This window comes from Arthrobacter sp. FW306-1B-F12A, from assembly GCF_058781865.1.
Map to the genome: position 1 here is coordinate 123472 of NZ_JBYSXD010000006.1, position 24355 is coordinate 147826.

General features: G+C 64.6%; 23 protein-coding genes and 1 tRNA gene. 9 read left to right on the top strand and 15 right to left on the bottom strand.

Going from position 1 to position 24355, the window contains the following annotated elements:
- Positions 1-15: 15 nt before the first annotated feature.
- The gene (locus tag AC3WJU_RS05300; RefSeq protein ID WP_059388362.1) at positions 16-846 is read left to right on the top strand and encodes an aldo/keto reductase; all 831 of its coding nucleotides are present in this window, start codon (positions 16-18) and stop codon (positions 844-846) included.
- 32 nt (positions 847-878) lie between these two features.
- Positions 879-1949 carry a lactonase family protein gene (locus AC3WJU_RS05305; RefSeq protein WP_492259325.1) on the top strand — a complete coding sequence of 357 codons (1071 nt, stop codon included), beginning with the start codon at positions 879-881 and terminating at the stop codon, positions 1947-1949.
- Positions 1950-2102: 153 nt separating this feature from the next.
- On the opposite strand, the gene malQ is transcribed toward AC3WJU_RS05305, so the two are convergent.
- Complete coding sequence (malQ, locus tag AC3WJU_RS05310; protein WP_492259326.1) at positions 2103-4295, bottom strand: 4-alpha-glucanotransferase; 2193 nt, start codon at positions 4293-4295, stop codon at positions 2103-2105.
- A gap of 356 nt (positions 4296-4651) precedes the next feature.
- Here malQ and AC3WJU_RS05315 point away from each other — a divergent pair, with 356 nt between their 5' ends.
- The gene (locus tag AC3WJU_RS05315) at positions 4652-5677 is read left to right on the top strand and encodes a PHP domain-containing protein (RefSeq protein WP_492259327.1); all 1026 of its coding nucleotides are present in this window, start codon (positions 4652-4654) and stop codon (positions 5675-5677) included.
- On the opposite strand, the gene AC3WJU_RS05320 is transcribed toward AC3WJU_RS05315, so the two are convergent.
- The 9 genes from AC3WJU_RS05320 to AC3WJU_RS05360 form a co-directional block, all read right to left on the bottom strand.
- A complete protein-coding gene (locus AC3WJU_RS05320; protein ID WP_059388361.1) occupies positions 5674-6717 on the bottom strand; it encodes a HoxN/HupN/NixA family nickel/cobalt transporter in 1044 nt (347 codons plus the stop codon). The two genes, AC3WJU_RS05315 and AC3WJU_RS05320, sit on opposite strands and share 4 nt — an antisense overlap.
- On the bottom strand, positions 6717-7757 hold the full coding sequence (locus AC3WJU_RS05325; protein WP_492259328.1) for an urease accessory protein UreD: 1041 nt from the start codon (positions 7755-7757) through the stop codon (positions 6717-6719). Before AC3WJU_RS05325 ends, AC3WJU_RS05320 begins: the two co-directional genes overlap by 1 nt.
- Positions 7754-8371, bottom strand: coding sequence for an urease accessory protein UreG (ureG, locus tag AC3WJU_RS05330; RefSeq protein ID WP_492259329.1), 618 nt, complete (start codon positions 8369-8371; stop codon positions 7754-7756). The genes AC3WJU_RS05325 and ureG overlap by 4 nt, the downstream gene beginning before the upstream one ends.
- 16 nt (positions 8372-8387) lie before the next feature.
- Positions 8388-9056, bottom strand: coding sequence for an urease accessory protein UreF (locus AC3WJU_RS05335; protein WP_492259330.1), 669 nt, complete (start codon positions 9054-9056; stop codon positions 8388-8390).
- 42 nt (positions 9057-9098) lie between these two features.
- Positions 9099-9584, bottom strand: coding sequence for an urease accessory protein UreE (gene ureE / locus AC3WJU_RS05340; RefSeq protein ID WP_306964211.1), 486 nt, complete (start codon positions 9582-9584; stop codon positions 9099-9101).
- 20 nt (positions 9585-9604) lie between these two features.
- Positions 9605-11350, bottom strand: coding sequence for an urease subunit alpha (gene ureC, locus AC3WJU_RS05345; protein ID WP_332602622.1), 1746 nt, complete (start codon positions 11348-11350; stop codon positions 9605-9607).
- Positions 11347-11733, bottom strand: a complete 387-nt coding sequence (locus AC3WJU_RS05350; RefSeq protein ID WP_307053818.1) for an urease subunit beta — start codon at positions 11731-11733, stop codon at positions 11347-11349. The genes ureC and AC3WJU_RS05350 overlap by 4 nt, the downstream gene beginning before the upstream one ends.
- Before the next feature lie 9 nt (positions 11734-11742).
- The gene (locus AC3WJU_RS05355) at positions 11743-12045 is read right to left on the bottom strand and encodes an urease subunit gamma (protein ID WP_284990846.1); all 303 of its coding nucleotides are present in this window, start codon (positions 12043-12045) and stop codon (positions 11743-11745) included.
- A 204-nt stretch (positions 12046-12249) separates the two neighbouring features.
- Entirely contained in the window at positions 12250-12858 is a 609-nt protein-coding gene (locus AC3WJU_RS05360) for a DedA family protein (protein ID WP_059388356.1), read from the bottom strand.
- 96 nt (positions 12859-12954) lie between these two features.
- On the opposite strand from AC3WJU_RS05360, the gene AC3WJU_RS05365 reads away from it, so the two are divergent.
- Entirely contained in the window at positions 12955-14346 is a 1392-nt protein-coding gene (locus AC3WJU_RS05365; protein ID WP_492259331.1) for a CoA transferase, read from the top strand.
- 53 nt (positions 14347-14399) lie between these two features.
- Here the strand turns inward: AC3WJU_RS05365 and AC3WJU_RS05370 are convergent.
- Positions 14400-14472: transfer RNA gene (locus AC3WJU_RS05370), tRNA-Lys, on the bottom strand.
- A gap of 244 nt (positions 14473-14716) precedes the next feature.
- On the opposite strand from AC3WJU_RS05370, the gene AC3WJU_RS05375 reads away from it, so the two are divergent.
- The 3 genes from AC3WJU_RS05375 (at position 14717) to AC3WJU_RS05385 (ending at position 17247) form a co-directional block, all read left to right on the top strand.
- Entirely contained in the window at positions 14717-15376 is a 660-nt protein-coding gene (locus AC3WJU_RS05375; protein WP_078106945.1) for a hypothetical protein, read from the top strand.
- 238 nt (positions 15377-15614) lie between these two features.
- On the top strand, positions 15615-16232 hold the full coding sequence (locus AC3WJU_RS05380; protein WP_234753923.1) for a DUF47 domain-containing protein: 618 nt from the start codon (positions 15615-15617) through the stop codon (positions 16230-16232).
- Position 16233: 1 nt separating this feature from the next.
- Positions 16234-17247 (top strand): inorganic phosphate transporter, encoded by a 1014-nt coding sequence (locus AC3WJU_RS05385; protein ID WP_441433756.1) that lies wholly within the window; start codon positions 16234-16236, stop codon positions 17245-17247.
- Between the two features lie 108 nt (positions 17248-17355).
- Here AC3WJU_RS05385 and pstB read toward each other — a convergent pair whose 3' ends face one another.
- The 4 genes from pstB to pstS all read right to left on the bottom strand — a co-directional run bounded on the left by pstB (position 17356) and on the right by pstS (position 21484).
- Entirely contained in the window at positions 17356-18135 is a 780-nt protein-coding gene (pstB, locus tag AC3WJU_RS05390; RefSeq protein WP_059388353.1) for a phosphate ABC transporter ATP-binding protein PstB, read from the bottom strand.
- A gap of 48 nt (positions 18136-18183) precedes the next feature.
- Positions 18184-19293, bottom strand: coding sequence for a phosphate ABC transporter permease PstA (pstA, locus tag AC3WJU_RS05395; RefSeq protein WP_059388352.1), 1110 nt, complete (start codon positions 19291-19293; stop codon positions 18184-18186).
- Positions 19293-20225: a phosphate ABC transporter permease subunit PstC gene (gene pstC / locus AC3WJU_RS05400; protein ID WP_284990886.1), complete on the bottom strand. Its 933-nt coding sequence runs from the start codon at positions 20223-20225 to the stop codon at positions 19293-19295. The genes pstA and pstC overlap by 1 nt, the downstream gene beginning before the upstream one ends.
- A gap of 140 nt (positions 20226-20365) precedes the next feature.
- The gene (gene pstS / locus AC3WJU_RS05405) at positions 20366-21484 is read right to left on the bottom strand and encodes a phosphate ABC transporter substrate-binding protein PstS (protein WP_059388351.1); all 1119 of its coding nucleotides are present in this window, start codon (positions 21482-21484) and stop codon (positions 20366-20368) included.
- 282 nt (positions 21485-21766) lie between these two features.
- On the opposite strand from pstS, the gene AC3WJU_RS05410 reads away from it, so the two are divergent.
- Positions 21767-22897, top strand: a complete 1131-nt coding sequence (locus AC3WJU_RS05410) for an FUSC family protein (protein WP_284990887.1) — start codon at positions 21767-21769, stop codon at positions 22895-22897.
- 41 nt (positions 22898-22938) lie between these two features.
- Complete coding sequence (gene radA / locus AC3WJU_RS05415) at positions 22939-24312, top strand: DNA repair protein RadA (RefSeq protein WP_492259332.1); 1374 nt, start codon at positions 22939-22941, stop codon at positions 24310-24312.
- The last annotated feature ends 43 nt before the right edge of the window (positions 24313-24355 follow it).

Here is a 24355-nt window from a genome sequence, read left to right on the forward strand (position 1 = left end):
TGAAAGGACAGGACCATGGCACTTGCTCCGACTGTCAGGCTCAACGACGGTAATGCCATTCCGCAGATCGGCCTCGGAACCTGGCCCCTCGACGACGCCCAGGTCGCCACGGCGGTGGTGTCCGCCGTCGAGCTTGGCTACCGGCACGTCGACACGGCGTACCGCTACGGTAACGAGGCAGGCGTCGGGCAAGGCGTGCGGGACTGCGGGGTCCCGCGGGAGGAACTGTTCATCACCACCAAACTGGACGGCACCCACCAGGGCCGCGATCGCGCCGTCGAGGGCCTTGAAGGATCCCTCAAGCGCCTCGGGCTGGACTATGTGGACCTCTTGTTGATCCATTGGCCGCTCCCCCAACGGAATGAATTCGTATCCACTTGGGAGACTTTCGAGCGGCTCCAGGCTGAGGGGAAGGTGCGTTCGATCGGCGTGTCCAACTTCAAGCCCTCGCACCTTGAGCGGCTCCTCGAGGAAACCTCGGTGGTGCCGGCCGTCAACCAAATCCAGATTTCGCCGTCCATCACCCGGATCGATGAGCGTGCCTTCAACGGCAACCATGGCATCGCCACGGAATCGTACAGTCCGTTGGGGGCCGGCCGCGATCTCCTGAATGCCCCGGTGCTGGCGGCCATCGGGAAGAAACACGGAAAGACTCCCGGTCAGGTGGTGTTGCGCTGGCACGTCCAGGAGGGGCTCGTCGCCATCCCGAAGTCCGCCAACCCCGCGCGCATGAAGGAAAACCTGGACGTTTTCGGCTTCGCTTTGGATCATGACGACCTGTCCGCGATCGCCACTTTGGACGCGGGCGCCGATGCCGGTGTCGACTCTGACGTACAGGGACACTGATACAGGTTTCACTCACCAACACTGAGGACGGCATGGCAGAGAACATCGACGGAACGCTCATCTGGACGGGCGCGTACACCGCGGACAGCGACGGGAACGGATGGGGCATTGGGGCAGTCGCCGCGCGCGAAGATGGCAGTCTGAGTTGGCTGGGCACCGCCGTCGAAGCGCCGTCGCCGTCGTTCCTTGCCGTTCATCCCACGCTGCCGGTGGTCTATGCAGTGGCCGAGGCCGCGCAGACGGTCCGGGCGTATCGGCGGACCGGGCTTTTCGGCCTCGAGCCGCTCGGCGAGGCCTGGCCAGCCGGGGCCGCGGCCTGCCACGTCGCCGTCGACCCTTCCGCACGTTTCATCGTGGTCAACTGTTGGGGCGACGGCAACGTGCTGATGTACGGGCTCGACGACGACGGCGGCATCACCTCGCGCTTTGCCGCACCGCCGGCGAAAGACCCGCACGCCGGCGTCGAAGGCGGCATCGACATCGCCACGGGCGGACCCCGGGTGAGCCGTGCCCATGCAAGCCTCATGCTCGAGGACGGCCGGATCATGACCACCGACCTCGGCTTCGACCTCTTACGGGTGTGGAATTACTTCCCCGACACCGGCCTCCTCAAGGACCACGAAGTCGCGCTCCCGATGGGCAGCGGCCCGCGACACTTGGTCCAGCACCCCTCCGTCGACGCAGTCTTCGTGGTGACCGAGTACTCCATCGAAGTGGTGGTGCTCCTGCCGGGCGCGGACGGCCGCTTTGCGCTCCACCGTCGCGGCCCTGCGACAGCCGGTGGAGCCGCCGACGGCGACGCGGCAGCGGAAATCGCGCTTTCCCCGGACCATCGCTTCGTCTACACGGGCATCCGCGGTTCCAACCGGATCTCGGTATTGGCTGTCGAAGGCAGCGGAACCCGGCTCCGGCCCGTGGCTGACGTGCCCAGCGGGGGAGACTGGCCCCGCCATCACCTGGTCCGCGACGGCTGGCTCCATGTGGCGCACGAGCGTTCCAACCAAGTCACAACCTTTGCACTGAACCCTGCCACGGGTATACCGGGGGATGTCCTCGAGCAGGTGGACGTGGGTTCCCCTACCGTTTTGGTCATCGCCCCCTGACGGGCCAAAACAGCGACGCTCGCTCACAAATGCGGCCAAAATCGGGAACGCTCGCTCACCAAGGTGAGCGAGCGTTCGAGGGAAAAGGCCCAAAGGTGAGCGAGCGCCGTGGGGAAGGCCAAAGAGGCGAGAACTCACGTCTCGATGCGTTGCCTATCCCCGCACAGCCTCGTCCACTGCCGCCAGCAGGGAGTTGAACCGCGGGTTCGCGTCAAGGTCATCGATCAGCACCGCGCGGCCGTGGTCGTCGGCCAGCGGTACTTGCCAATTGGGGTAGACCTCCGACGTCGTTCCCGGTTGGTTCTGCACACGCCGCTCCCCCACGGCATCCACCAACGCAACGCCGAGCAGGACCGATGGCGCGAGGGCCAGCAAGCGATGGAGCGCCTCAATGACCTGTTCCTCGCCAAGCACCTTTCCGTCGGCCGGCAGCAGGCCGCGTTCCCGGAGCAACCCCATCATCTTGTCCAGGCTGGCCTCGTGCTCGGCCCGTTCCTCGGCCACGCTCCGTTCAAGCAAACCCAGTTGGCTGCGGAGTTCCACGTGATCGCCGGCGAGGTACCCCGCAGTCGGCGGGAGGTCGTGGGTGTTGACGCTGGCGAGGGCCTGCGTTCGGTAGCGTTCGGGCGGGAGCGGCGAGTCGCCGTCGTACTCGAACCAGAGGATCGAGGTGCCCAGGATGCCGCGGGCGGCAAGGTAGTCCCGCACCCACGGCTCGAAGACGCCCAGGTCTTCGCCGATGACCACGGCACCCGCGCGATGCGCTTCCAAAGCGAGGATGCCGATGAGGGCCTCGTGGTCGTAGCGGACATAGGCGCCGTCGCGGGCCGAGTTGCCGGCGGGCACCCACCACAGGCGGAACAGCCCCAGGATGTGGTCCACGCGGATTCCGCCGGCATGGCGAAGGACGGTGGAGAGCATCGCGCGCAAGGGCGCGTAGCCCGCCTCTGCCAAACGGACCGGGTGCCACGGCGGCTGGTTCCAGTTCTGGCCCAGCTGGTTGTACATGTCCGGCGGTGCGCCCACGCTGACGCCCGGTGCGAAGCTGCTGCGCAGGGTCCAGGCGTCGGCGCTGCTCAAGTCCGCCCCGACGGCGAGATCGTGCACTACTCCCAACCGCATGCCGGATCGCTTCGCCGCGACCTGGGCCGACTCGAGTTGCTCATCGCAGATCCACTGAAGCCAGCGGTGGAAACCGATCCGGTCGGCCAAAGCCTGGCGCATCGACTCGACCTTGGGCGAACCGAGGGTGGCCGCGGGGTCCTGCCAGAAGGGGTCGTCCGGCGACCGGTCTTCACGGATCGCGCACCAAAGGGCGAAATCGTCCAGGCCGGGGCCGGACTCGCGGCAGAACTCCTCAAAGGCCCGTTGCCGGGCCGGAGAGAGCTTGACCGTGTGAAGGAGTTCCAAGGCAGCGAGCTTCGCGGCAAAGATCTGGTCCCGGTCCAGCCGTTCGGCGTCCTTGTTGAGCGCGTGGACGTGGTCCAACAGCCGGTCCACCGTGGCGCGCTTGCGAGGCTTGACGTATGCCAATTCGGGAATGGATTCGACCCGGATGTAGAGGGGGTTGAAGAATCGCCTGGTGGAGGGAGAGTACGGCGATGCTTGAATGGGAGGCACCGGATCTGCGGCATGCAGTGGGTTCACCAGGACGTAGTCGGCCCCGCGCGCGCCGGCCAACGATGCCAAATCGGCAAGGTCCGCGAAATCCCCGATACCCCATGAGCGCTTCGAGCGTACCGAGTACAGTTGCGTGGCGAGTCCCCAGCCCCGTCGTTCCTCAAGCCCTGCCGCCGTCTGCAACGTGGCTGGAACCACGGCGAGCGCGGCGGTGGCCGTCACGCCGTCGGACTCGGCCGCGAGCGAATGCCAGCCGAGCGGCAAACCGGCCGGAACCTCAAACGTTGCACGGCCTGTGGGCACTCCATCAACGTCGCGCGGCGGCGCCCAGTCCTCCTGTTGAACGGCGGCAAGTTCCGTTCCGTCCTCGAGCGAGATCGTCAGGCGGGCCGGCGAACCGTCGCGGACGTGCACGTGCACAGCCGCCGTCGTTCCTTGTTGGACGACGACGGCGGGTGGCAGCATCCGCCGCCACGGCGCCACTTCCGCGTCCGCAAGGGCCGCTTCGATCTGCTCGTCGGAATGGGCGGCGACCCCCAGGGCACCAAGCACCTGGATCAACGTGGTGGGCGAAACGTCGTGCTGCAGCCCATCCCAGCCATGGAACGACGTCCCGACGCCGTGAGCATCCGCGAGCCGGTGGAGCAGGTCCTCGTCAATGGCGGGGTTGGTAGCGGGTGGAATCGCCGTGGTGTCGGTGGCCTGCTGGATGGGAGTGTTGGTCATGTCCGCCTCGTCTGCGATGTGATTCGTCCGAAGGTGCATACCGCCCCGCGTGCAACTCAAGCGAGGCAACTGGTTCCGATTATTGCAGGGCGGTGATGGCCGTCCCACTTATTCCGGCAGCATGACGCCCCCATTCCGAAACCCTCGCTCACATGATCTGAGCGAGCGTCGGTCGAAACACCCGCATACGTGAGCGAGCGTCGGTCGAAACACCCGCATACGTGAGCGAGCGTCGGTCGAAACACCCGCATATCCGAGCGGGCGTCAGAAATCCCGAACCCTCGCTCACAAACAACCACCAAAATCCGAACCCTCGCTCACATACGTATGGGCGCGGCGTGGTACATGATTGAGCCATGGACGCCATCGACGCGCTCAATGAAACCGCCTTCTGGCTGGAACGGGAACTCGCGGACAGCTTCAAGGTCCAGGCCTTCCGCCGGGCTGCGGGAGTCATCGCCGGACTGAGCCACGAGGAACTGACTGCCCGGCTCAAGGATGGCCGCCTCAAGCGGACCAAGGGAATCGGCAGCCGGACCTTCGAGGTGATCAGCCAGGCCCTGGGCGGCGCTGTTCCCGACTACCTTGAGAACCTCCGCCGTCGCGGCGCCGAACCTTTGGTCAACGGTGGACACGAGCTGAACGCCGAGCTCCGGGGCGATCTGCATAGCCACAGCAACTGGTCGGACGGCGGCTCGCCGATTGAGGTTATGGCCGACGCGGCTCGTATACTCGGCCGGGAATATATAGCATTGACCGATCACTCCCCCAACCTCACTATCGCCAACGGGCTCAGCCCCGAGCGCTTGATGGAGCAGCTCACCGTTGTGGATGGAATCAACGAACGGTGCGGGCAAGAGTCGGGCTTTCGGCTATTGGCCGGCATCGAAGTGGACATCCTTGAAGACGGAGAGCTGGACCAGTCCGCGGAACTGCTGAACCAACTGGACGTTGTAGTGGCCAGTGTCCACTCGAAGCTCAGGTCGGACAAACGGCCCATGACCCGGCGGATGCTCACTGCCGTCGAAAACCCGCACACGAACGTCCTCGGGCACTGCACCGGCCGCTTGGTGAAGGGATCGCGAGGAACGCGACCCCCATCGGAGTTCGACGCCGAAGAGGTGTTCGCCTCGTGCGCGGAACACAGGGTCGCCGTCGAGATCAATTCGCGGCCCGAACGCCAGGACCCGCCGGACGAATTGATTCAAATTGCCCTCGACGCCGGCTGCCTCTTCAGCATCGACAGTGACGCACATGCCCCCGGCCAGCTCGACTTCCTGCAGTACGGTGCGGAGCGGGCGGAAGCCAACGGGGTACCCGCCGATCGCATCATCACGACGTGGCCGTTGGATCGCCTTCTGCAGTGGCTCCAGCCCGGCTAGCGGCGCCGCGCCGCCCGGAACCGCAGGGCCGCAACCACCCACACGACGGCGAACAGCCCAATCAGCACCAGCCCGGCGTCACCGAGGTCTATTTCGCCCAGCCACGTGGTGACCGGATCGCTCAGTCCAAAGGCCGCATTGAGGAAACCGCCCAGTGTGATGACCGAGATGAAGAGCGCCGAAAAGGCCGAGATACCGGTGATAATGGCGTTGAATCCAAGCTTGCGCTGGGGATCGTGGATGGCGGATTTGTACATCCGCATCATGGCCACGCCGTTGATGGAATCGCAAAGGGTCATCGCCGCGGTGAAGGCCAGCGGCAGCGCCAGGAGGGCAAGAACAGACACGCCCGCGAGCGACGCCGCCGTCGTGAGCACCAGCAGCCCGATGGTGGTGGCGGTGTCGAATCCAAGCCCGAACAAGAACCCGATCACGTAGATGTTCCGCGGACGCTGGACCTTGGATAGCGGCTTGGCCAAGAGCCGCGCGATGAACCCTTTGGTTTCGAGGTCGTCGACGGCGATCGCGCCGCCGGCCTGGGCGGCGCGGTACAGCTGAATCGTACGGAGGAACGCCGACCCGTTGAAGATACCCATGGCCAGCAGGAACATCCCGGACACGCCGCTGCCGATCAGCCCCAGCACGAGGTGTCCGGTGGTGCCGTCCTCCATGAGCTGGCCCACAAGGCTGGCGCCCCCAACCACCATCACACCGGCCAGGATCACCACGGAGCTGTGGCCCAGGCTGAAGGCAAAGCCGACACTCACGGGGTCCTTGCGCTGTGCCACGAATTTCCGTGTGGAATTGTCGATCGCCGCGATGTGGTCCCAGTCGTAGCTGTGTTTGATACCGGCCACATAAGCCGTCAGCACGAGACCCAGCGCCAGCGGCTGCCCGCCACTGGCGCCACCCACCAACAGGAGTACGACGGCGGCAAGGTGCAGGAGGACGACGGAGCCGAACATGAACGCGAGGCGGGACTTCATCGGGAGATGCTCACGCCACCGGTACATCGAGGCGAGTTCCGCGAGTGACGTCATCAGTACTTCCTGAGATTCAGCGGTGCCCTGCCGAACCAGCGTCCGCGCAGAAGGCCTGTACATGCACCGAGCAATCGATTCAGTTCCTCGGTGCTGTTCGAGAGGGACCGCAGGACCAGGCCCGTCGTGCCTGCAAGGGTTCGGCTCAACGACAAGCCCGAGTACGCCTCGTACCCCGCCGTCAGCCGGTGCAGTTCATCGGCGAGCGCCTGGTCAACCCGCGGATCCACCACAACGAGCGAACCCAGGTGGCTGTACCCCTCCATGAAGCCCATTCCGGTCACATCCCCCAGGGGTGGCCGGATCAGGAGGTTGTCGAGCGCAAGCAGCACGGCGCCGTCGTCGCCCTCCACCTGGATCTCGTTCCGGAGCCGGAGTTCCCGGTACTTGAAGGAAGCGCCGTCCGGGGACCAGCCCGGAGTGATGACTTCCGCCATGATGAGGCTCGACGTCGGATGCACACTGATGTGCGTATCCTGCCGATAGCTGGCCTCCCGGTAGGCGATGAGCTGGTCGGGCGCCAACTCCAGTTCCGCCCCCTCCCCCAGCCGGATGTTCATCCGCTGCTCAGCAAACGATCCCGGAGTCCGATAGATCTTCGTGGCCGACTGCGTCGTCAAAAGCAGCGAAGCCCCAGCCTCGACCTCCACATCCACAACATAGAGATCCGCCCCCAAATACGCCCCGCCCGGATTGACCACGACATAACAAACCTGCCCAGACCCATCCAAGTAGTGCGGCCTCATAACCCGCAAGGCACCCTGATGAAACTGCTGCACGGCCACGGACCGCTGACCACGAAGGGCGACAACGAGGTCGAGGCGCCCCCGAGGTGAGACGACAGCAGCAGCGGAGCCGGATATAGAGGGCCGCGGCGTGGCGGGCACCGCGATGGGCCCACTGCCGCGAGGGCCCCGACTCGAGCTTGCGAGAGTTGGGAGCGGCTGGGGACGGGCACGGCCCTCTATATCCGGCGAAGCGCCGCAAGCAGCGCCAGCAAGCGGGTCCAGCGCCTCAGCCGCAGCCGCCGTCGTGCTCATTGCGCCAGGTCGAGCATCAGGACATCGTGCCGCATCCATGCGATGACCTTGTCCAGCCCTTCGTCGGTCTTCAGGTTGGTGAAGCAGAAGGGCTTGTCGCCGCGGAATTCCTTGGAGTCCCGTTCCATGACGGACAGGTCTGCGCCGACGAATGGGGCGAGGTCGGTCTTGTTGATGATGAACAGGTCCGACTTGATCATGCCTTGGCCGGCTTTGCGGGGGATTTTCTCGCCCTGGGCGACGTCGATGATGTAGATCGAGAAGTCCACGAGTTCGGGGCTGAACGTGGCGGAGAGGTTGTCGCCGCCGGATTCGACGAAGATGACCTGCAGGTCGGGGTGGCGTCTCTTGAGTTCCTCGATGGCCGCCGTGTTCATGGAGGTGTCTTCGCGGATGGCGGTGTGCGGGCAGCCGCCGGTTTCGACGCCGATGATGCGGTCTTCGGGAAGGATGCCGTTGGCCGCGAGGATTTTGGCGTCTTCGATCGTGTAGATGTCGTTGGTGATGGCGGCCATGGAGACTTCCCGGCTCATGTGGCGGGTCAGGCGCTCAACGAGCTGCGTTTTGCCGGCACCTACCGGGCCGCCGATACCGATCTTGATGGGTTCAGACATGTGTCCTCCTATGGTTCTAGCTCATGAACATGCGTGCACGTTGCCATTCGTGCCGCATCTGCGAAATTTCCAGGCCGGGGCTGACGGCTCCGAAGTCGTCCCAGCTGAGGTGCCGGACATGTTCGACGGCGGCAGCGACGTCGTCGTGCGCTTTGCGCAGCAGCCGCTGCCCGGAGTTCTGGCCGAGCGGGATGGCGCGCACGGCGTTCTGGGTCAGCGAGGTGACGGTCGCGAAAAGGTACGCGGCCAGCGCTTCTTCGAAGGGCACGCCCAGCGAGCGCGCGACGACGGCGAACGCCAACGGCTGATGGCCGGCGGCCCGGCCCGTGGTCACCATAGCCCGATAAGCTTCCAGCTCGGCCGAGGGAAAGACTTCGCTCCCGATCTCGATCAGCCGCCCGCCCATCTTGGTACTCGCCTCCCGCAACTGCCGAGGCAAGAGCTGAGCACTCAAATGAGCATCCAACTCCCCCAAATCCACCCCTTCATAAAGGAACCGGATGGCCAGCCCATCGGAATAAGTCAACTGCTGCCCCACAAACGCAGACAGCCAAACCCCAAAACTCCCCTCATCAGCCACGACCCCCCGGTCGATGTACGTCTCAAACCCCAAAGAATGAGCAAACGCCCCGGTAGGAAGAGCGGAGTCGCACAACTGCTGGAGGGCAAGCTGGTAGGAGCTCACTGGTGCCCCCGGAAGGTGACGTTAACAGCAGCCGAAGCAGGCTCAGTGCGTGTGTTCAGCATGGCGAAAAGGCACCGGCATTACGCGTTCCTGGCGGTCGTAAGGCACGCCGACGTGTTTGAGGTAGTCCTCGACCGTGTGGTCGTACTGGCACACCATGACTTCGGCCCCGTATTCGGAGTCGCCGTCGAAGAACTGGGCCTGCAGGTGCCTGTTGCCGAGGGAGTGCGCCACTACGCCCATTTCGTAGATGCTGCGCGCGGCGATGACCAGGACGTCGCTCGGCAGCACGGAGACCACGATGAGGTTCGCCTCCTCGACGGCGAGGATGTCGCCGTCGCGCAGGTCCCCGGATCCGGCGGGGAGGCGGATGCCGAGCTCCTTCCCGTGGTCCGTGGTGACGCGTTGGATGCGTTTGACCAGCTGGGCGCTCGGCAGCACGACCTTCTCTTTGTGGAGTTTGGCCAGCGCCGCGGCCTCGGCCTGCGGCAGTTCGTGCAGGTTGCCGAGGATCTTTTCGATGATCATGTGGTTCTCCTCCCGGCGATCTAGAAAAGGAAGTAGCGCTGGGCCATGGGCAGCACGTCGGAAGGCTCACAGGTGACGTCCTCGCCGTCGACCGTCACTTTGTAGGTTTCGGGGTCGACGGCGATATCGGGAGTTTCGCCGTTGAACTTGAGGTCCGCCTTGCGCAAGTTCCGGATACCGGAGACCGCCCGGATGACGCGTTCAAGGCCAAGCTCTTCCGGAACGCCGGCGTCGATGGCCGCCTTGGACAGGAAGGTAATGGACGACTGCTGCAGCGCTTTGCCGTGGGTGGCGAACATCGGGCGCATGGTACGTGGCTGCGGTGTGGGGATGGAGCCGTTGGAATCGCCCATGAGCGCGTAGGCGATCTGCCCGCCTTTGAGGACCAGTTCAGGCTTCACACCGAAGAAGGCCGGATTCCAGAGGACGAGGTCGGCGAACTTTCCCACTTCCACGGAGCCGATGGAGTCTGCCATTCCCTGCGCGATCGCGGGGTTGATGGTGTATTTGGAGATGTAGCGCTTGATCCGGAAGTTGTCGCTTTCCGCGCCCAAGCCGTTCGGAGCGCCGTGGCTTGCACCTGACGCATCCTTGAGGACGCCCCGCTGCCGCTTCATTGCGTCGGCCACTTGCCAGGTGCGGATGACCACTTCGCCCACGCGGCCCATGGCCTGGGAATCCGATGAGGTCATGGAGAAGATGCCCAAGTCCTGGAGCACGTCTTCGGCGGCGATGGTTTCGGCCCGGATGCGGGAATCAGCGAACGCCACGTCTTCCGGGATGTCCGGGTTGAGGTGGTGGCACACCATGAGCATGTCCAGGTGCTCTTCGATGGTGTTGCGCGTGTACGGGAGCGTGGGGTTGGTGGATGCCGGGAGCACGTTGGGCAATCCGGCGATCTTGATGATGTCCGGAGCGTGGCCGCCGCCGGCGCCTTCGGTGTGGAAGGTGTGGATCACTCGGCCGTCGATGGCCTTGATGGTGTCCTCCACGAATCCGCACTCGTTGAGGGTGTCCGTGTGGATGGCTACCTGTACGTCGTATTCGTCGGCTACGCGCAGCGACATGTCGATCGAAGATGTCGTGGCGCCCCAGTCCTCGTGGACTTTGAGGCCCACTGCTCCTGCGCGGATCTGTTCGGCGAGCGGCTCGATGGCGGACGCGTGGCCCTTGCCGAAGAGGCCTATATTGATCGGCAGTCCTTCCGCGGCTTGCAGCATCCGCGAAATGTGCCATTTGCCGGGCGTGATGGTGGTGGCCTTGGTACCTTCGGCTGGTCCCGTGCCACCGCCGACCATAGTGGTGATGCCGCTGCACAGGGCCGTGGGGACTTGGTCCGGGGAAATGTAGTGGATGTGGGTGTCGACGCCGCCTGCAGTGAGGATCTTGCCTTCCCCGGCGATCATCTCAGTACTGGCCCCGATCACGATGTCCACGCCGTCGGCGATCTGGGGGTTGCCGGCCTTGCCGATCTTGAAGATGTGGCCGTCTTTGAGCGCCACATCGGCCTTGTAGATTCCGGTGTAGTCGAGGACCACGACGTTCGAAATGACGGTGTCCGGGACGTCCTCATCCCGGGTCACTTGGCCGTTCTGCCCCATGCCGTCGCGGACCACTTTGCCTCCGCCGAACATGACCTCTTCGCCGTAGACCGTGTAGTCCTTCTCGATCTCAAGGAAAAGTTCGGTGTCCGCCAAGCGGATGGAGTCGCCCGTCGTCGGGCCGTAAAGGTCTGCGTACTGCTTGCGCGAAATTTCGAAGCTCACTGGGCTGTCCCTTCTGTGCTGGCACCGGGCCGGTCGGTGTAAGCGGCAGCGCCGCCGTCGTTCTTTCCGGCGTCGGCGTCAAGGGGACCGTTGACGGCGTTCCGCAGGCCGTAGACTTCGCGGCGTCCCGCAAGCGCAATGAGTTTGACGGTCTTGGAATCGCCGGGTTCGAAGCGCGCAGCCGTTCCGGCAGGGATGTCCAGCCGGCGGCCGAAAGCGGCTTCGCGGTCAAAATCGAGCGCGGGATTCGACTCGGCAAAGTGGTAATGCGAGCCCACCTGGACCGGGCGGTCGCCACGGTTGACGACGTCGACGGCGATTGCCTCGCGTCCGCTGTTGCAGGCGATGGGCTCTGCTTGGAGACGGTACTCACCGGGAATCATGTTGGCCTCCTAGCGGATCGGGTCGTGGACGGTGACGAGCTTGGTGCCGTCGGGGAAAGTGGCCTCGATCTGGACGTCATGGATCATCTCTGGCACGCCCTCCATCACGTCTTCACGGCGAAGCAAGGTGGTCCCGTAGCTCATGAGTTCTGCGACGGTTTTGCCGTCACGGGCGCCCTCGATCAGTTCGTAGCTGATGACGGCCACGGCTTCGGGAAAGTTGAGCTTCAAGCCACGGGATTGCCGACGGCGGGCGAGGTCGGCCGCGACCACGATCATGAGCTTTTCCTGCTCACGGGGCAAAAGATGCATCGGTTCTCCTTAAAAGTTCTGTGCTGCAGAAGCGGACATCAGATCACTCGAGGCTCAGATAAGCCGAGGACGTCGGGGCAGCTATTACGGTTATAACGCCAAACATCAGACATATCCAGTTGGACCATTCACCGCCCCTCCCGAACGAATTGTGACCAGCCTAAAGCCTTTAAGTTTCCGTCGGATTTCCGTGATCCCGCGGCATCAGGCCTTCTTGGCGCGGTGCTTCCTGACCTGCCAGACAAGCACAATCGCCACTACAATGACTGCCACCACGGCCGCTGCCCCCCGGCCCACCACACGGGCCACTTCTTCGTACGAATTTCCGGCCACAAAGCCGAGCGTCACGAACAAGGACCCCCAGATAATGCCGCCGCTGAAATTCCAGAACGCGAAGCGCCGGTAGGGCATGCGGCTTAGTCCGGCGAGCGCAGGCATCACGGCACGGAAGAAGGCGGTAAACCTGCCCAGGAGCACCGCGACGCCGCCTTTGTCCTTGAGGAAGTCTTCGGCCCTCTGCAATTGGGCGCGTCTCTTGTCCAGGATTTTCAAGGCCATCACCCGCGGACCGAAGTGTTTGCCTATTTCGTAACCCACGGTGTCCCCCGTGATCGCGGCCGTGACCACAATGGCGATCATGGCCCACAATTCGAAGAGCCCGCGGCTCGAAATCACCCCGCCGACCACTGCCGCCGTTTCACCGGGGATCACAAAGCCCACAAAAATTGCATCCTCAGCGAACACCAGGGCGAAAACGATGCACGCGATCACAAGCGGGCTGGTATTCAAGAGTCCGTCCAAAAGCGCTTGCATGAAGAACAGTCTGGCAGTTGGAGGCCCACTTGGGCAGGAGGCGTTAGATCCGGCTGCCATTGCTCGTTTCGTGTGGCCCCGTCAAGAATGGTGAGTGTGAACGACAGCTTCGCTGATGTGACTTCCCGAGTGTGGCACGCGCTCGGTGCCGATGATGCGGATTGGCCGGCCACCCAGCTAACGACAACAGGGCCGCGGGCCGTTCTCCCGGCCGCTTTCGACGTGACAGGACTGGCGACGGGGGCGGTTGTGGTCGCGACAGTGGCCGCAGAGCAGTTCCTCGCAGCCCGCCGCCAGTCAGGGCCGCGAGCGGTGACGGTAGACAGCCGGGAGTCCTGCGCCGCGTTCGCCTCCGAGCGGCTGTTCACCCCGATCGGCTGGACCCGGCCGCCACTGTGGGACCCCATCGCCGGGAACTATCGCGCGGCGGACGCGTGGATCCGGCTGCACACCAACTACGCCAGCCACCGCGCCGCCGTCGTGCGGGTGCTCGGCGCCCATGACCGCGAAACAGTTCAGGCCGCAGTGGCTGGGTTTCCCGCCGAAGAATTGGAGACAGCCATCGTGGAGGCGGGCGGATGCGCCGCCGTCATGCGCAACCGCGGGCAATGGCTCGCCTCGGCTCCGGGGATGGCGACGGCGGACGCGCCGCCGCTGACCGTCGTCGAACGCCGTTCAACCGGCACCGGCCCACCGGACACTGTCGGCGAAATGCCCTTCCACGGGGTGCGTGTGCTCGACCTGACGCGGGTGATCGCAGGACCCGTGTGCACCAAGTTCCTCGCCGGTTACGGTGCCGACGTGCTGCGGATCGACCCGCCGGGCTTTGAAGAGGTGCCGTCGCTGCTGCCTGAGACGACGCTGGGCAAACGAACCGCCGCTTTGGATCTCACTGCCCCGACCGACCGCGCGATATTCGAGGAACTGCTCGCGGGCGCCGATGTGCTCGTGTCGGGACTGCGGCCCGACGCCCTGAAACGTCTGGGCTACGACGACGGGTCCCTGATCGCCATGAACCCCGGCCTGATCATCGCCAGCTTGGACGCCTACGGCTGGGATGGTCCCTGGCGCAATCGGCGCGGGTTCGACAGCCTGGTCCAGATGAGCTGCGGAATCGCCGACGCCGGAGCCACGGCCAGGGGCCAAGCGGAGCCCACCCCGCTTCCCGTCCAGGCCCTCGACCACGCGACCGGCTGGCTATTGGCCGCGGCCGTCGCCCGTGCCCTGACCCGGCGCCTTAGCCACTCGGTGACGGCCCGCATCCAGGGCTCACTCATCGGTACGGCCAATTTGCTGTACTCGCTGACCCCGCCGACTGATCACCTGTCCGTAGCTGCACCGAATGACTTCACCTTGGTGGAAACCAGCACCGACTGGGGACCGGCGCGACGCGTGCCACTTCCGGGGCGAATCGACGGCGTCGCCGCGCATTGGTCGCAGCAAGCCGGACCGCTCGGCCGTCACCCGGCCGCGTGGGCCACGCCGTAGTTTCGCCTGGCACAAGTAAACCCCCGGAACCGTGCGGTTCCGGGGGTTTTGGGTGGGCCCTGTGGGGATCGAACCCACGACCCACGGATTAAAAGTCCGATGCTCTACCAACTGAGCTAAAGGCCCCTGCCGACTGTAGAAACAGCCATAAATACTGTACCTCAAGCTCAAGGCCGTTTTGACACGCTCGGCCCCCACGCCGTCGTGACCTCTTTTGACCCCAACCCCGACGACGACGCGCGGCAACCGCGGCGTGTCGCGGCGCCCATGGATTCAAAGAGGGTCAGGAAGGGAACGCCCGGCAGCAGGCACCACCACAACAAGCCCAGTCAAGAGTGCACGAGCGAAAACACAGGAGTAGCGTTGGGGCATGAGCGAACAATCGGGACCTCCTGTGTACGGCGGAGCAAACAGGCATCACAAGCCGAAACCCTTCGCGCCGGTTGACTTCGAGCCGTTTGCCGGCGGAGCGGACCCCGCGCGCGTGTCCGAAGCCGCTCACCTTGCCGCCCAGGCGCTCGTGCGGCGAGGTCGGGACAGCGATGACCCCAAGATCACCAGGCGCCTCGTGAAGCTCGCTGACGAGCAAGGCCTCGAGGCCATCGCCGAAATGTGGGCAGAGAGCCCCGCCCGGTCTTTGCCCGGCGCATTGTGGCGGCTCTATGCATTGCGCGCGGCCACCATGCAGAACTCCGAGCGCATTTCCGTGTACTTCAAGGCCGGCCGGGACACCGCCCAGGTTTCCCATGTTGTGGCGGGGGCAGCCGAGCCGCCGGGAGCGGACGAAATGAAACAGATGGCGGATGCCATCCTTTCGGGAGCGTTCGACGGCGATTTCGACGTCGCGCTGGAACGCTCAGCCGCGTTTTGCCGCGTCGTCGCGTTGGGCCAAGCCACCCTGGCGGACAGTGCAGAGCATTCCAACGAAGGCCACGCAAGCAAGCTGACCCGGAACTCCCACCAGCTCGTGAAGACCGCGGAAGATCTCGAGCACGCGGCCAATGCTTGGCGCCTGGGCGAGCTGGACTGACGTGAAATATAAGGGGGCGGGACCGTCACAACCACCCCTGCCGCCAGCTGTCAAGATTGACTTAGCTCGGATGACGTAGAAAACTGAAACTGGTGTCGAACCGCGAAACCCCCGGGCTTCAACTTATAGCCGCTTCGAGCGGCCTACCGCCGAGAGGCGTATCCGGTTCGGCACCATTTTTATGCCCTTCGGCGAAGACGCCGCCCCACCCCTATCCCTCCCGCCTACCGGAAGCCAAATGAAGCTGCGTCTCTTCCCCCAAGAACCCGCCGGGTTGCAATTGTTGTCGCAAATGGCCCGCCAGATTCTTGAGGCAACCGGGACGCTTTCTGAGATCTTCGGAGCTCCCGTCGCGGAGCACGAACGGCTGGTGGAGGAGATGCACGAACACGAGGCGAAATCCACGGATCTGCATTTCGCCCTCTTGACCCACATGCGCACGAGCTTCGTGAACCCGCTCCCCCGCGAGGACATGTACGCCCTCTCCCGCTTCCTCAACGAGGCGATGGAAAAGCTGGATGCCGCGGGTGAGCTCGTGGCCCTCTACAAACTGGATCGGGTGCCCAAGCGCGCGGCGGACCAACTGGAGATCATCAGCCGCCAGGCGGAGCTCACGGTTGATGCCATGCGCCAGCTGGACGATCTGGACGAACTTGAGGATTACTGGATCGAGGTGCTGCGGCTGGCCAAGCGTGCGGAACGCAGCCACCGGACCTGGGTGGCCGAGATGCTCCGCGACATGAAGTCCACCCAGTTTTCGCGGAACCGTGACGTGGCCAATCAACTGGTTGAAGTCACCAAGGACATGCGGCGCGTCGCCACCCAGGTAGGCAGCATCATCGTCAAGGAAGCATGAGGTGGCAGTCGCGTTCTTCGCCCTTGTGGTGGTGCTGGCGGCTGGCTTCGCATTCCTGAATGGCTTCCGCGACGTCTCCACCGCCGTCGCGCTCTCCGTGCGGACCCGCGCCCTCACTCCGTCAGTCGCCGTTGTGTTGGCAGCGGTCTTCAATTTTGCCGGCGTGCTCCTCAGCGGCGGTTTCGCGCTGGTTTTCAGCCAGTCCTGGGTGGTTCTCCCCTCCGGAATGAACGGGCTGACCATGCTCGCCGCGGGGCTGTCCAGTGCCATCCTTTGGGGAATCTACGCTTGGTGGCGCGGTGTGCCGCTCTCGTCGACCCATGCCTTGGTAGGAGGCCTCGTGGGCGCCGGAGCCGCAAGCGCAGTGATGGGAGGCAGCTCCGTCAACGGGGTAGACGGTATTTTGCTGGCGCAAGTGGTCCTGCCGTTGCTGCTGTCCCCCGTGATTGCTTTCCTTGGTGCCTATCTTCTCGTGTGGCCTGTCACATGGGCCGCCCGCTACACCCAGCCCGATGTCGTGCATGGCCGCTTCCGCCACGCACAGTCCGTCTCGGCCGCTGCGGTCGCGCTCGGCCACGGCCTGCAGGACGGGCAACGAACCGTAGCGGTGATCCTGTTGGGCGCCGTGGCAGCCGGAGTGTCCGACTCCAGCGACCTCCCGTTGTGGGTCATCCTGCTGACGGCCGTCATGCTCACGGCGGGAACGCTTTGTGGTGGTTGGCGCATCTCGTACACCTTGGGTTACAAGCTGACGCGGGTAGACCCGATGCGGGGATTCATCGCCCAGAGCCTGACCTCACTGATGTTGTTCATCGGTGCCATCGGCCTCCATTTGCCGCTTTCCACCACGCACACTGTGACGTCGGCAGTGCTTGGTGCGGGAACCAACCAGAACTTTTCCGTCACCAACCGCCGGATGGTGCTGCGGATCCTGGGGTTCTGGGTCGCGACGCCGATCGTTACCGCCGCCGTGGCGTTCGTCCTCGGACTGGCGCTCTCACCGCTTTCGCACTGAGTCCGGCGAGCCGCGCCAGGCACGCGAAAAGCCCGACGGCGGCAGTCACCTGGATAGGTGACGGTCGCCGTCGGGCTTTTCGCGTGGTTCCCAGGGAGCCGCTGGGGCCTATCCGAACCGGCCGGAGACGTAGTCTTCCGTGGCCTTCTGGGACGGGTTGTTGAAGATGGTGGTGGTGTCCGCGAACTCGATGAGCTTGCCCGGCTTGCCGGTGCCGGCGATGTTGAAGAACGCGGTCTTGTCGGAAACGCGTGCAGCCTGCTGCATGTTGTGGGTCACGATCACCACGGTGTACTCGTCCTTGAGCTCGTTGATGAGGTCTTCGACGGCCAAGGTGGAGATGGGGTCAAGCGCAGAGCAGGGCTCGTCCATGAGGATGACCTGCGGTTCCACGGCGATGGCACGGGCAATGCAGAGCCGCTGCTGCTGGCCGCCGGAGAGTCCGGAGCCGGGCTTCTCGAGGCGGTCCTTGACCTCGTTCCACAGGTTGGCGCCGCGCAGGGACTTCTCCACGAGTGCGTCGGCCGCGCCCTTGCTGATCCTCTTGTTGTTGAGCTTCACGCCGGCCAGCACGTTGTCGCGGATGGACATCGTGGGGAACGGGTTGGGCCGCTGGAAGACCATGCCAACCTGGGTGCGGACCGTCACGGGGTCCACGCCGGGGCCGTAGAGATTGTCGCCGTCGAGCAGGACTTCGCCCTCAACGCGGGCACCGGGAAGCACTTCGTGCATGCGGTTCAGGGTGCGCAGGAAGGTGGACTTGCCACAACCGGACGGGCCGATGAATGCCGTGACCGATTTGGCTTCAATGTTGATGTTGACGCCCTCAACGGCCAGGAAGCTGCCGTAGTAGACGTTCAGATCCTTGACGTCGATCCGCTTAGACATGGTGTTCCTTCGGTGCTGTGGTTGGAAGTTTGCGTGTGGCCTGGCGGCTCAACGGCCGGCCTTGGGGGCGAAGATCCGGGCGATCAGCCTGGCGCCGAGGTTCAGGAGCATCACCAGGATGATCAGGACCAGCGCGGCACCCCATGCCCGCTGGCTCGACGGGTCCGGGTTGGACGGCGAGGTCGGGTTCAGGATCTGCGTGTAGATGAACGTAGGCAGGGAGGCCATCCAGCCGCCGAACACGTTGTTGTTGATCGTTGTGGCGAAGCCTGCGGTGACCAGGATCGGAGCCGTCTCGCCAATCACCCGGGCGATCGCCAAGGTGACGCCAGACGCGATGCCGGAAATCGCCGTCGGGATGACCACCTTGAGGATGGTGCGCCACTTGCGGACACCCAGTGCGTAAGCCGCCTCACGGAGCTCGTTCGGGACGATCTTGAGCATTTCCTCGCTCGAGCGGACCACCACCGGGATCATCAGGACCGAAAGCGCGACGGCGGCAACCGCACCGGTCTTGGTGCCGGGGCCTACCACGGCGAAGAAGAAGGCTGCGGAAAAGAGACCTGCGACGATCGACGGGATGCCGGTCATAACGTCGACGAAGAAGGTGATGGCACGGGCGAGGGCCCGGTCGTTGCCGTATTCCACCAGGTAGATTGCGGTCAGCAGGCCCACAGGAACCGAGATGACCGTTGCAAGCAGGGTGATCTGCACGGTGCCCAGAAGCGCATGATAGATGCCGCCGAGGACCTTCGTGCCTTCATCGACGCTCTTGTTGTCGAGGGAACCGGTGACGCCGTTCATGGAAGTCGTCAGGAAGCCTGGGGTGATGATGCCCGGGATGCCGTTCACGAGGACGGTCCAGATCACCGAAATCAGGGGCAGCAGCGCCACAAGGAACGAGCCGACGATCAGGCAGGTGGCAAGCTTGTCGCTCGCCTTGCGGCCGCCTTCGACAACTGCGCTCCAGCCGACCAGGCCGATCGCGAACAGGATCGCGGACACGAGGCCCCAGCCGAAGGCGTTGAAGCCGATCAACGCAAGGATCGCTGCGCCGAGCACCAGGGCGACGGCCAGGACGACGTAGGGTGCGAAAGCCGGCAACTGGCCCTTGGTCAGTGCGGAGCGTTTGCGCGCCACGGGGGCTGTGACAGTCATTAGTTGGCTCCCGAGAATTCTTTGTGCCTGGAGATGATCCAGCGTGCAATCATGTTGACACCCAGGGTGATGACGAACAATACCAAGCCCGCCGCGATCAACGTGCTGACCTTGAGCCCGCTGGCTTCAGGGAAGTTCAAGGCGATTTCAGCGGCGATGGTCTGGTTTCCGGTCTGGATCAGGCTTGCGGTCAGGACGCCGGAGGACAGGACCAGGGCGACGGCCATGGTCTCGCCAAGCGCGCGGCCCAGGCCCAGCATGATGGCGCTCACGATACCGGGGCGGCCGAACGGCAAGACAGCCATCTTGATCATTTCCCATCGGGTCGCGCCGAGGGCCAGTGCGGCTTCCTCGTGGAGCTTCGGGGTCTGCAGGAAGATTTCACGCGAGAGTGAAGTGATGATCGGCAAAACCATGACGGAGAGGACGATACTCGCGGTCAGGATGGTCTTGCCGGTAGCGGAGGCCGGGCCTTGGAAAATCGGCAACCAGCCCATGTTGCTGGCCAGCCAGCCGTAGGCGGGCGAAATCTGGGGGGCAAGGAACGCCGCGCCCCATGCGCCGTAGACCACGGAGGGAATGGCCGCGAGGAGGTCCACCACGTAGCCGAGACCCGAGGCAAGCCTGCGGGGAGCGTAGTGGGAGATGAACAGCGCGACGCCGATGGCTACCGGAGTAGCGATCACCAGCGCGATGACGGCGGCAATCAGGGTCCCGACGACGATCGGCCCGATGTAGGCGAAGAAGCCGTGGCCGCCTTGGATGTCCGCGGGTGGAGCCACAAGGGCCGGAATGGCCTGGATGACAAGGAAAAGTGCGACGCCGAAGAGAACCGCGAGGATCAGGCATCCCGCGGCCAGGGTGGCTCCGGAGAAGACCTTGTCCCCGGCGCGTCCGGCACCTTGGGAAGTGGTCAAGGAGTTGGTGGTCACTTCACGATCCTTCAGATTCACTCAAAAATGGCCAAGTTCCCCGCCCCGTCCGGTGATGTTTCACCAGCGCGGGACGGGGAACGTTGATATTCAAGGGTAGTGGCGCCGCGGTCCGCGGCACCACTACTTCATTGTGGTCCTTAGGCCTTGGCCTTGATGGAGTCAACAGCGGCCTTTGCCTTGTCCTGCAGCGCCTTGGAGAGCGGAGCGGACTTGGCGGAGCCGGCAGCGGCCTGCTGGCCGGCGTCGGAGACTACGTAGCTCTCGAATGCCTTGACCAGGTCAGCGGTTTCCTTCTTGTCGTAGGTGGTGCAGACGACGTGGTAGGAAACCAGGACTACCGGGTAGGCGGAGGAATCCGTGGTGGTGCGGTCAAGCTTGATGGAAAGGTCTCCGGTCGGGCGGCCTGCAACGGGCTTGCCCAGTTCAACAGCCTTGGCGGCAGCGGCCGGGGAGATCTTGACGAAGTCCGAGCCAACCTTGATCTGTGCGGTGCCGAGCTTGCCGGAGACTGCGGAATCGTCAGCGTAGGTCACGGCACCCGGGGTGTCGGTGACGGTCTTGACGACGCCGGAGGTGCCCTTGGCGTTCTCGCCCTTCAGGGACGCGGGCCACAGGCCGGCAGCCTTGTCGGTCCAGACCGAGGGAGCAGCGGATGCCAGGTAGTCCGTGAAGTTCTGGGTGGTGCCGGAGTCGTCAGAGCGGTTGACCGGGGTGACCTTGAGGTCCGGAAGGGTGACTCCGGCGTTCAGGGCGGCGATTGCCGGGTCGTTCCAGTTGGTGATCTGGCCGCGGAAGATCTTCGCAACGGTGTCGGCGTCGAGCTTCAAGTCCTTGACGTTCGGGATGTTGAAGGCAACGGCGATCGGGGAGATGTACACCGGGATGTTGATGGCGCCGTCGGTGCCGCACTTGGTCTTGGAGGTGGCCAGTTCAGCGTCGCTCAGGTAGGCGTCGGAGCCTGCGAACTGCGCGGAGCCGTCAAGGATGGCCTTGCGGCCTGCGCCCGAGCCGTCCGGGGAGTACTGGACCGTGGCACCCGGGTTCGCGGAAGCGAAGTTGGTCTTCCAAGCGTCCATTGCGGCGCCCTGCGCCGAAGAGCCGATGCCGGTCAGGGTGCCGGTGACCTTGACGCCTGCGGCGCTCTGGGTGGCTGCCGGGGCGCCGGTTGCGTTGTCTGAACCACAAGCGGTCAGCGCAAGGGCGCCGACTGCGAGGACCGCGATTGCCGCGTTGCGGCCGAAGCGAGTTGCCTTCACTGGGATGTACCCCTTCCAGGGATTCTCTGATGCGTACCGAGGGAGAAAGTCGGCATACGAAAGATTTGCGTACGTGTTTGTACCTTTATCGACGGTAGGAGTCGCAGGTAAAGGGATCGGCGGTCCAAAGTGAACGGGAGGTGAACGGCTGTGGACCATTGGCTTACATGTGCAGCGTCACCCTTGCGCTTGGCGAGTCATAAGGGATTAAGTGACGCCCCTCACTTTGCGGTTCCTTCGGCGAGCCTCATTTACTAGGCAGCTCCTGAATAGACTTGAGCCATGACCGCCCCCCAAGGACTTTCAGCGAGCAAGAAATTCCTGCGGGCGCGGCTGCGAACTGGCTTCGTCCGCAGCCGGAACTCCTTGGTCCCGGCCGTCCAGATGACCGTGTGCGCCGTGGGCGCCTACGCTTTCGCTGAATACATCCTTGGGCACTCAGGACCCCTTTTCGCCGCGACTTCGTCGCTGATCGCGCTCGGCTTCTCGCGGGATCCGCGGCTTCGCCGGGTCGTGGAGGTCGGGCTTGGCTGCACCCTCGGGATCGTCATCGGCGATCTTCTGCTCCACTGGCTGGGTTCGGGAATCTGGCAAGCCGCCGTCGTGCTCCTTTTCTCCATCCTCCTGGCCCGGTTCCTGGACAGTGGCACCATCTTCACCACCCAACTGGGCCTGCAATCGCTTCTCGTGGTCTTGCTGCCCGCGCCGGCCGGGGGGCCGTTCACCCGAAGCATCGACGCCGTTGTGGGCGGGGTTTTCGCGCTACTGGTTACCATGCTGGTCCCGAAGGACCCGCGCAGGGAGCCGCGCCAGGACGTCCGCAAACTCCTGCACGAACTCTCGGAGGTCCTCCGTGAATGTGCCGACGCATTGATCAACAGCGACTCCACCCAGGCCTGGCATGCCCTCATCCGCGGGCGGAATTGCCAGCCGCTCGTGGACCGGATGCGCCAATCCCTCAAGGCATCCGGTGAAGTGGCCACGCTCGCCCCGGCGTACCGGCGGCACCGCGACGAGCTGACCATGCTGGAGGAGTCGTTGGATTCCATCGACCTCGCCCTCCGCAACAGCCGGGTGTTCGCGCGGCGGCTCACGAGCGCCATCAACCATGCAGCATTGACCGACGAGGCGACGGACAGCATTTCGGAGGTCCTGCAGGACACGTCCGCCGCCGTCGAGGAACTGTCGCTCGGCCTCGCGGAAGTGCACGACGGCGCCCGCCGGGCCCACCTGCGCGGCGCACGGCAGGACTTGGCCGACATTGCCACCCGGCTGCACCCCAAAATGCTTCACGTCCAGAAGCTCGAGGGCGAAACAGTGGTGATGCTCTTCCGCCCGCTCATGGTGGACCTGCTCGAAGCCGCGGGCATGGACCCCCGGGAAGCCCGGGACGTGCTTCCTCCCTTGCAGTGAGGCGCGCTTGACTGTCCTACCCCTCCACTAGCCTTGTACGCATGGCTTCCAAGACCTCACGCACCTCCAAGACACCCGCGTACAAATGTGCCGAATGCGGGTGGACCACTGTCAAGTGGGTGGGGCGCTGCGGCGAGTGCCAGGCGTGGGGGACTGTGGAGGAAACGGGCGCCACAGTAGCGCGTACGACGGCGGCCACAACGGTTTTGGAGCCGGCTCGCCGGATTGCCGAGGTAGACGGCACCACCGCCGCATTCCTGCCCACCGGAGTCGACGAACTGGACCGCGTCCTGGGCGGAGGGCTGGTTCCCGGCGCGGTGATCCTTCTTGCCGGGGAACCCGGCGTCGGGAAATCCACCCTCCTGCTCGATGTCGCGGCGAAGTTCGCCCGCACGGGCCAGGACGTCCTGTACGTCACGGGCGAGGAATCGGCGGCCCAGGTCAAGCTCCGCGCGGAACGGATTGACGCGGTCGCGCATACCCTCTATCTCTCGGCGGAAACGGACCTCGGGCAGGCCCTGGGGCAAGTGGAGAAGCTCGAGCCGAAGCTGCTGATCGTGGACTCGGTACAGACCCTCAGCAGCGCCGACGTCGAAGGTAGCGCGGGCGGAGTCTCTCAGGTCAGGGAAGTCGCGGCGTCCATCATCGCCGCCGCAAAGCGCCGCAACATGACCACCCTCCTGGTTGGCCACGTGACGAAGGACGGCTCCATTGCCGGTCCGCGTCTCCTGGAGCATCTGGTGGACGTCGTGTGCCAGTTCGAAGGCGAGCGCCATTCGCGATTGCGCTTGTTGCGCGCCGTCAAGAACCGCTATGGGGCCACGGACGACGTCGGCTGTTTCGACCTGAACGAAGCCGGAATCGAAGGCCTCGCCGATCCCAGTGGCCTTTTTGTGTCCCGGACACGCGAGCCGGTGTCCGGCACCTGCATCACCGTGACCATGGAAGGCCGGCGCCCGCTGTTGGCCGAAGTGCAGTCGCTCCTGGCCGAAAGCGCCAGCTCACAGCCGCGCAGGGCCACGAGCGGCCTGGACAGCTCGCGCGTCGCCATGCTCCTGGCTGTCCTTCAACAACGGGTCGGTTGCATCCTGCACAAGGACGACTCCTACGTGGCCACAGTCGGAGGAGTGAAGCTGAGCGAGCCGGCCACCGACCTTGCGGTAGCGCTTGCCGTGGCCTCGGCGAAGGCGCGGAAGGCACTGCCTCAGCGGCTCATTGCCTTCGGCGAGGTTGGCCTGGCCGGCGAGGTCCGTCCCGTTCCAGGGATCAACCAGCGCATCCACGAGGCGCAGCGGCTTGGGTTCACCCACGCGGTGGTGCCCGCGAGTCCCAACGGACCGGGGCCCATCCCGGAGGGTTTCTCGGTCCGCGAAGTGGCACACCTGGCCGAGGCTTTGGAGTTGCTGATCACCTAGCGGCTGGCTTGGTCTCGGAGTGTCGGGCGCATGGCTTGGCCGC